Raw genomic sequence first — 8,188 nt, 5'->3', positions numbered from 1 at the left:
TTCGACACCGGGCACGCGGCGTATGCGGCCCATTACTTCCTCGGCGTCGCGCAGCATGGGGATCGCCTTGGGCGAGGTGAACGAGGTGACCTCGATCTTGGCGTAGCCGCACTCGCTCAAGGCATCAATCAGTGCCACCTTGGTGTCGGTCGGGATGAATTCTGGCTCGATCTGGAAGCCGTCGCGCGTGGCGACCTCGTTGAAGTAGATGCGTTGCTTCATGACACGATGCCCTTGTCCTTGAGGGCCTGGATTTGTGCGCTGCTCAAGCCGAGTTCCCGCAGCACGGCGTCGCTGTCTTGCCCCAGCGTGGGGGCATTGCGCCTGTGGCCGCCCGGCGTGAGCGAGAGCTTGGGCGTGATGCCAGGCACGGCCAGCGTGCTGCCGTCGTCCATCTGCACGCTATCGAGCATGCCACGCGCCTGGTAGTGCGGATCGGCGGCAATGTCGGCCACGGTGTAGATACGGCCTGCGGGTACGGCTGCTTTGTCGAGCGCCGCCAGCACCTCGTCCACCGTGCGCTGCGCGGCCCACTGGTCGATGGCTGCGTCAATCTCGTCCACGCGCGCCACGCGGCCAGCGTTGTCGGCCAGGGCTGGATCGGTCGCCAGATCATCACGGCCTATGACGTTCATCAGGCGCTTGAAGATGCTGTCGCCATTGCCCGCAATCAGGGCATAGCCTTCGTCCTTGCAGCGGTAGGCATTGCTGGGCGCGATGCCGGGCAGGGCGCTGCCGGCCGGCCCGCGCACGGCGCCAAACGCGCTGTACTCGGGCAGCAGGCTTTCCATGCAGTTGAACACTGCTTCGTAGAGTGCCACGTCGATCACCTGGCCGACGCCATGGCTGTTGCGATGCTGCAGCGCCAGCAAAATGCCTATCACGCCATGCAGCGCGGCCAGCGTGTCGCCAATGCTCACGCCCACGCGCACCGGCACCCGGCCGGGCTCGGCCGTGAGGTGGCGCAGGCCGCTCATGGCCTCGGCCACCACGCCGAAGCCGGGGCGGTCGCGGTACGGTCCGGTCTGGCCATAGCCGCTGATGCGCAGCATGATCAGGCGCGGGTTCAGCTTGAGCAGTTCGTCCGGCCCCAGGCCCCAGCCTTCCATGGCGCCGGGGCGGAAGTTTTCGATCAGCACGTCGGACTCCAGCGCCAGCTTGCGCACGATGTCTTGCGCCTGGCTGTCCTTGAGGTCCAACGCCAGCGAGCGCTTGTTGCGCGACTGCACCTGCCACCAGACCGAAGTGCCGTCTTTCAGCAGTCGCCATTTACGCAAGGGATCTCCCGCGCCGGGCGCTTCGATCTTGATGACCTCGGCGCCAAAGTCGGCCAGGGTCTTGGCGGCAAACGGCCCGGCGATCAGCTGGCCAAGTTCGAGAACCTTGAGCCCGGCCAGCGGGCCAGGCGAGGTTGTCTGGGAAGAAGAAGCAGTGTCCATGGCTGCGCAGTGTGCGGCTGCGGCCGCCCGGCGTCCATTACTTGTTGCGGTGTTTGGTTTTCGCGTTTTGCGAAGGCTCGGTCAAAAAGTCCACCAGTGAGGTGATTACCGCATCACTTTCCCCGGCGCTTGTGGCCACCAGCAGGCGGCGCTGGGCCCAGGCATCGGCCAGCGGGCGCCAGCCCAGCTTCATGGTCTTCACGATGGGCAGGCTGGCGCCCTTGGGCAGCACGGCAATCCCCAGGCCCGAGGCCACCATGTGGCAGACCGCATCGAAGCTGCGCACCTGCATGCGCAATTTCAGCGGCCGGTTCGCGGCGAGGGCCGCCTGCTGCTGCTTTTGCAGCATGGCGGCACCGGCGGTCAGGCTGATCCATTCCTCGTCCAGCGTATCGACAAATGCCAGCGGCGTTTTTAGGCCCGCGAGGCGGTGTGTTGCAGGCAGCACCAGCACCAGCTCGTCCTTGCGAAACAGGCGGGTGGCCAGCCCGGCCGTGTCCGGCCCCTCGACAAACACCGCCACATCGGCCCGGCCTTCGCGCAGCGTGGTGACCACGGCCTCCGACACCTGCTCTTCCAGATCCACATGCACCTGCGGATGCATCTCGCCATAGCGGGCCAGCAGCGGTGGCAGGAACTGGCTGATGGCGGCGCTGCTGGCGCACAGGCGGATGTGGCGCGCAATGCCTTGGCGCAAATCGGCCAACTCGGCGCCGAGCTGCTCCATGGTCTGCAACAGGGTGAGCCCGTGCTTGACGAAGACGCGGCCGGCCGCCGTGGGCAGCAGGCCGCGCGCATGGCGTTCGAACAGGGCATCGCCCAACGCGGCCTCCAGCTCACGGATGCGTCGACTCGCGGCGGCCAGCGCCAGGTGCGAATCGCGCGCCGCCGCGGTCAGGCTGCCGGTCTGGGCGCAGGCCACGGCCAGGCGAATCGACACCAGGTCAAAACGGGCGAGGTTGTAGCTGGTCAATGTGGCCCCCGGCTCGCGCTCAGGAGGGTTACGTATTTTTCTTGACGACGGATTTTTTCTTGAGCAGGGTGTCGAGGGCATGCACAATTTCGTCCTCGATCTTGTCCTTGAACATCCCCAGCAGAAAGCCCAGTCTGGCATCGAGTTCAAACCGGTCTTGGGTGACCTTGAGCGTGCCGTTGACGCCCGAGCGCTTGAAGCTCACCTCGTCGCTGGTGGGTCCCTCTTCGTAAGTGCAGTCCATGTCGAACTTTTCTTCGGCTTGGCTGGCCCACTTGAAGGCCACCTTGCGCGCCTCCAGCAGACCCAGGGTGTGTTCGCGTTCAATATGGATGTCAGCCATGGGGGGTCTCCGTGTTGTTGCGCTTGCCATTGTGTTTGAGGGTCTTGTGCCGTTCGTCCTGGGGCAGGTCGGCCAGCCGCTTGACTGCATCATAAAACCGTTGCCAGTCCCGGCCCTCGCGCTCAAACAGCGCTTCAAAACCCGGCACCAGTTCCTCGTAGGCGGCCTGCGCGCCAAACGTGGCGTTGTTGGCGCGCGCCACCAGGGCGTCGTAGCCCGTGTAGCCGCCCCAGGCGGTTTTGAGTTGGGCGTACTGCTGGTTGAAATCTGAAAGCGCTATGCTTTTCATAGCTATTTGCGCAGGTCTGGCGGGGGGCGGTGCCCAATTTAAATCATAAATTCCGGCCAGCCTGTGCCGCGTGGTCCGTACCAGCGCCTGGAACTGCTGGCGCCGGCCGTCAAAAGCCGCGTACTCGGCCCGGGCCGCCGGGCTGGCCTGGGTGGCCAGCCAGCGCTGACCGCCCAGCCGTTCCACCGCCGTCGCAAATGATTCGTTGAACATGGTGTCGTTGCGGGCATAGACCACCTGGTGTGCCAGTTCGTGGAAGATCAGGCGGGCCAGCTCGCCTTCGGGGTAGGCGATGAAGGTGTTGAGCAGCGGGTCGCCGCCGGCCCAGTTCATCCAGCCCAGGGTGGAGTAGGCGGGCACGCCGAAGACGGCGGCCTCCAGCCCCTCGGCCTGCAGCCGCGCCGCCTCAGCGCGCGCCTCGGCTTCGTCAAAATAACCGCGGTAGCCCACACAGCCGGCCACCGGAAAGCACCAGGTCTTGAGGGTCAGCGACAACTCCGGGGCTGCCACCACGTTCCACACCACGGACCGGCGCTGCAGGTCGGCATAGCGGCGGTAGCTGGCGTTGTCGGGCAGTTTCAGCTCGCTCACGGCAAAGCTGCGGATGCGCTGAGCCAAGGCCAGCCGGGTCTTGAGCTGCTCGGGGGTTTGTGCATCGTCCAGCCAGTCACTGACCGGGCGTGCCGCGTTCATCAGCTGCAGGTGGCCGCTGACCGACTGCCAGTAGTAGCCGACACTGGTGCAGCCCGACAGGTTCAGGGCGGCCATGGCTGCAATCACTGTCAGGGCGGTGGCCCGGACCTGGCCTTTCACGCCACAGGCTCCCCGGGCCGGTCGACCTGCACCTCCACCAGGCAGTCGTAAAACACCGGCCCGCGCCCCAGGTCGGTCAGGTGCTGGCTGGTGAGCTGGTTCACGTTGGTGCCGTCCAGCCCCAGCTTGCGCCACCAGATGCCCAGTCCATTGACGACGCCGGGCCGGGCGCGTTTGGAAACCTGCGCCTTGCAGCGGTACTCGCCGCGCTGGTTGAACACCTTGACGACGCTGCCCGAGCTGATGCCGCGCGCGGCCGCATCGCTCTCATGAATCTCCAGCACCGGCTCGGCCTCGATGTCGCGCAGGCTTTTGACATTGACAAAGCTGGAGTTCAGGAAGTTGCGGGCCGGCGGCGAGATCATGGCCAGCGGAAATTGCGTGGAGCTGCCCAGGGTCTCGTAGTTCGGCAGGTGATCGGGCAGGCCGTCCAGCCCCTGGTCTGCCAGGCGTGCGCTGAAAAACTCGCATTGGCCCGAAGGCGTGGGGAAGTGGCCATTGGCAAAGGGCGCGTCGGGCAGCTGCAGACGGGCAAAGCCGCGCTCCAGCAGCGCATTGAAATCGACCTTGTCGCCATAGGCGGCGCGGCACAGGGCTTCGTCGCTCTCGGCAAAGCAGGCGTCTCTAAAGCCCATGCGGGCGGCCAGCTCGCGAAAGATCTGGGTGTTGGGCCGGGCCTGCCCCAGCGGGGCAATCGCCGGGCGGTTGAGCAGCGCATCGGTGTGGCCGTAGGCGCTGTGCACGTCCCAGTGCTCCAGCTGCGTGGTGGCCGGCAGGATGTAGTCGGCGTAGTCTGCCGTGTCGGTCTGGAAATGCTCCAGCACCACGGTGAACAGGTCGTCGCGCGCAAAGCCCTGCACGACCTTGCCGGACTCCGGCGCCACCGCGACAGGGTTGCTGTTGTAGACGACCAGGGCTTCGATTTTCGGGCCGAACTGCACGGAGCTTTTCTCCAGCAAGGCGTTGCCAATCGTGCTCATGTTGATGGTGCGCGGCTGGCGTCCCGCCAGCAGATCGGGCCGCTGCAGCGCCGCCTTGTCGACCGGGAACAGCCCCGAGCTGCTGAGCAGCACGCCGCCGGCGCGGTGCCGCCAGGCGCCAATCAGCGCGGGCAGGCAGGCAATCGCGCGGGCCGCGTTGCCGCCGCCGCGCACGCGCTGCATGCCGTAGTTCATCCGGATGGCGGCCGGCTGCTGGTCGAGGTAGCACTGGCCGTAGTCGCGCGCCAGCGCGCGGATCTGCTCGGCCGGGACCGCACAGACTTCGGCGGCGCGCTCGAGCGGCCATTGCAGGGCGCGTTCTTTCAGGGCCTCCCAGCCCACGGTGTGGCGGGCCAGGTAGTCGTGGTCCAGCCAGTCGTGGGCGATCAGCTCGTGCATCAGGGCCAGGGCCAGCGCGGCGTCGGTGCCCGGCAGCAGGGCGATGTGCTCGTGGCATTTTTCAGCGGTTTCGGTTTTGCGCGGATCGATGCACACCAGTTTGGCGCCCTGGCGCTTGGCCTGCTGCGCGTAACGCCAGAAGTGCAGGTTGCTGCCAATCGAGTTGCTGCCCCAGATGATGATGAGTTTGCTTTCGGCAAAAAACTCCACCCTCATGCCGACCTTGCCGCCCAGCGTCTGCGTCAGGCCTTCGCCGCCGGCCGTGGCGCAAATGGTGCGGTCCAGCAAAGAGGCGCCCAGCCGGTTGAAAAACCGCGCCGCCATGCTTTCGCCCTGCACCAGGCCCATGGTGCCGGCGTAGCTGTAGGGCGCTATGGCTTGCGGGTCGCGTGCTGCAATGCTTGTCAGGCGCGCGGCAATGTCGTCCAGGGCCGCGTCCCAGCTGACTGGTTCAAATTGCCCCGAGCCCTTGGGGCCGACGCGTTTGAGCGGCTGCAGGATGCGTTCGGGGTGGTAGGTGCGCTCGGTGTAGCGCGAGACCTTGTTGCACAGGACGCCATCGGTGTGGGGGTGTTCGGGATTACCCTGCACCTTGATCGCCACGCCGTTTTCCACCGTGGTCAGCAGTGAACAGGTGTCGGGGCAGTCGTGCGGGCAGGCGCCGCGCACCTGGCCGGTTTGACTATCAGCTTTCACGAAACTGACGCTAGGGGAGATGCTGATGGTATTGCTCATGGCGTAACTTTATATTGACAGCCATATCGGCAATCAGAGAGAGGGCAATTCATGACAATAGTCAAAAACGGCGGGCGGGTGCGCAAGGTTCTGGTCCAGGTGTCCATGGTAACGGCCTTGCTGGCCGCCGTGGCGACGGGGGCCAGCGCGCAGGATGGGGTTTCGAAAACCACCATCGCGATCGGCCAGTCGGTGGCGCTGACGGGAGCGGGCTCCACGCTGGCCGTGCCGTTCCACCAGGGCGCCAAGATGTATTTCGACCGCGTCAACGCGGCCGGCGGCATCAATGGCCGCAAGATCGAGCTGATCACGCTGGACGACCAGGGCCGTCCGGCCACCACGGCGGCCAATACCAGGAAGCTGCTCGAGCAGGGCGTGCTGTCCCTGTTCGGCTACTACGGCTCACCGCAGGTCACGGCCGCCTACCCGCTGATCAAGGACGGCGACGTGCTGCTGTTTGCGCCGATGTCGGCTGCCGACGAGTTCCGCGGCGCGATGTACGCCAATGTTTATTCGATGCGCCCGGGCTATTCCGAGGAAGCGGCCGCCATCACCAGGCACGCCGAAACCCTGGGTGCGCGCAAGCTCGCCATCCTGCACGCGGGGGACGGCGAATCGCTCTCGGCGCTCGAATCGGCCGAGCGCACCATGACCAGCCTGGGCGCCAACCTGGTGGCCAAGTCACCGATGTCCAGCGGCAGCCTGGCCAACAGCGTCGACCAGGCGCTGGCCAAACGGCCCGAGTCGGTGCTGGTCATCAGCGATGCATCGAGCGCCGCCAGCGTGGTGCGCGACCTGCGTGCCAAGGGTTTCCGCGGTCCGATCTACGGTTTCTCCAATACCGGCGAAAGCCTGCTGGCCGAGCAGCTGGGCCCCGCCGGCGCCGGCGTGGTGGTGGTGCGCGTGGTACCCAAGAGCGATAACCCCAAGATGGCCGTGGTGCGCGAGCTGCAGGCCGACGCCGCGGCCGCCAATCTCGGCAAGCCCAATGTCTACATGCTCGAGGGCTACATCGCGGCGCGCGTCTACACCGAAGCCTTGCGCCGCATCGCCACCGGCAAGGAGCCGAACCGCGCGCGGCTCAAGAAAGCCATCGACGCGCTCGACGACATCAGCGTGGGGGGCTTCCGGGTCCATTTCGCCGAGGAGCGGGTGGCTTCCAAGCTGGTGGAGTTGAGCCTGATCGATTCGCAGGGGCGCGTGCGGGAATAAGCGGGCGCCCCAGATTATTGAGACTTGCATAAGTCATGACCGGTTAATTCTTCCCGTTCGCCCTGAGGCAGCGCAGGGCTGGCCGACCCAGTCAGTTATGCTTGGGCGTAGCTTTTCAACCCGTGCGCTCCTTCTCCTTATCTTCATGCATTCACTGACCGGTCTTGTCCGTTTGATGCGGCCCCACCAGTGGCTCAAGAACGCCTTTGTCTTCGCCGGCCTGGTGTTCAGCCAGACCTGGCAGGACGGGCCGCTGGTGCTGCGGGTGCTGCAGGCCTTTGCCGCGTTCTGCTGCCTGTCCAGCATGGTCTACATCGTCAATGACTGGCACGACCGCGCCAGTGATGCCCTGCATCCCGTCAAGCGCCACCGGCCGCTGGCCAGCGGGCTGGTGTCCGCGCCCATGGCCTGGGCGTTGGCCGGCGCCTTGCTGGCCGCCGGCGGGTGGCTGGCCGCTGGCAGTTGGCTGCTGCTGGTGTTGCTGGGTGTTTATGTGGTTCTGAACCTGGTTTACTCATGGCGGCTCAAGCAGGTGCCGGTGGTGGATGTCTCCATCATCGCCTCGGGCTTCATGCTGCGCTTGCTGGCGGGCACGGTGGCGGTCGGTATTCCGCCCTCGCGCTGGCTGCTGCTCACCGGTATTTTTGTGGCGCTGTTCCTGGGTTTTTCCAAGCGCAAGGCCGAGACCTTTCACGACGAGGCCAGCCAGCGCGCCGTGATGGCGCATTACCCGCCGGCCCTGCTCGACACCTTCATGGCCGTGACCATGACCGCGACCATCACCACCTACAGCCTGTTTGCCACCAGCCCCGAGGCGCAGGCGCAGCATGGCGAGCGCCTGCTCTACACCGTGCCCGTGGTCATTTTCGGCATGCTGCGCTACACCTACCAGGTGCACCGGGGGCAGGGCGAAGACGTGGCGCGTGACCTGCTGCGCGACCCGTGGATACTGGCGGCCGGCGTGGTCTGGCTGGCCATCTTTCTGGGCCGCCGCTTGTGAAGCAG

7 protein-coding genes and 1 pseudogene are annotated in these 8,188 nt (G+C 65.9%); 2 read left to right on the top strand and 6 right to left on the bottom strand.

Annotated features, from left to right (window positions below; translation table 11 throughout):
- From V6M61_RS20340 to V6M61_RS20315, 6 genes and pseudogenes are all read right to left on the bottom strand, one after another.
- A pseudogene (locus V6M61_RS20340) lies at positions 1-222 on the bottom strand (hydroxymethylglutaryl-CoA lyase); the annotation flags it as partial.
- Positions 219-1,439, bottom strand: coding sequence for a CaiB/BaiF CoA transferase family protein (locus V6M61_RS20335; protein ID WP_332778423.1), 1,221 nt, complete (start codon positions 1,437-1,439; stop codon positions 219-221). The gene V6M61_RS20335 and the pseudogene V6M61_RS20340, both read right to left, overlap by 4 nt.
- A gap of 37 nt (positions 1,440-1,476) precedes the next feature.
- Positions 1,477-2,412 carry a LysR family transcriptional regulator gene (locus V6M61_RS20330; RefSeq protein WP_332778422.1) on the bottom strand — a complete coding sequence of 312 codons (936 nt, stop codon included), beginning with the start codon at positions 2,410-2,412 and terminating at the stop codon, positions 1,477-1,479.
- Between the two features lie 28 nt (positions 2,413-2,440).
- A complete protein-coding gene (locus V6M61_RS20325) occupies positions 2,441-2,755 on the bottom strand; it encodes a polyhydroxyalkanoic acid system family protein (protein WP_332778421.1) in 315 nt (104 codons plus the stop codon).
- Complete coding sequence (locus tag V6M61_RS20320; protein WP_332778426.1) at positions 2,748-3,812, bottom strand: aminopeptidase; 1,065 nt, start codon at positions 3,810-3,812, stop codon at positions 2,748-2,750. The genes V6M61_RS20325 and V6M61_RS20320 overlap by 8 nt, the downstream gene beginning before the upstream one ends.
- A gap of 41 nt (positions 3,813-3,853) precedes the next feature.
- On the bottom strand, positions 3,854-5,971 hold the full coding sequence (locus V6M61_RS20315) for a molybdopterin-containing oxidoreductase family protein (RefSeq protein WP_332778420.1): 2,118 nt from the start codon (positions 5,969-5,971) through the stop codon (positions 3,854-3,856).
- Positions 5,972-6,022: 51 nt separating this feature from the next.
- On the opposite strand from V6M61_RS20315, the gene V6M61_RS20310 reads away from it, so the two are divergent.
- Both V6M61_RS20310 and V6M61_RS20305 read left to right on the top strand, forming a co-directional pair.
- Positions 6,023-7,183 (top strand): ABC transporter substrate-binding protein, encoded by a 1,161-nt coding sequence (locus tag V6M61_RS20310; RefSeq protein WP_332778419.1) that lies wholly within the window; start codon positions 6,023-6,025, stop codon positions 7,181-7,183.
- Positions 7,184-7,328: 145 nt separating this feature from the next.
- Positions 7,329-8,183 (top strand): decaprenyl-phosphate phosphoribosyltransferase, encoded by an 855-nt coding sequence (locus V6M61_RS20305; protein ID WP_332778418.1) that lies wholly within the window; start codon positions 7,329-7,331, stop codon positions 8,181-8,183.
- Positions 8,184-8,188 lie beyond the last annotated feature (5 nt).

Origin of the sequence: Polaromonas sp. (assembly GCF_036676035.1) — a bacterium.
Lineage (GTDB): Bacteria > Pseudomonadota > Gammaproteobacteria > Burkholderiales > Burkholderiaceae_C > Polaromonas.
The sequence above is the reverse complement of the archived record's forward strand: the minus strand, read 5'-3'. Positions and strand labels throughout refer to the sequence as shown.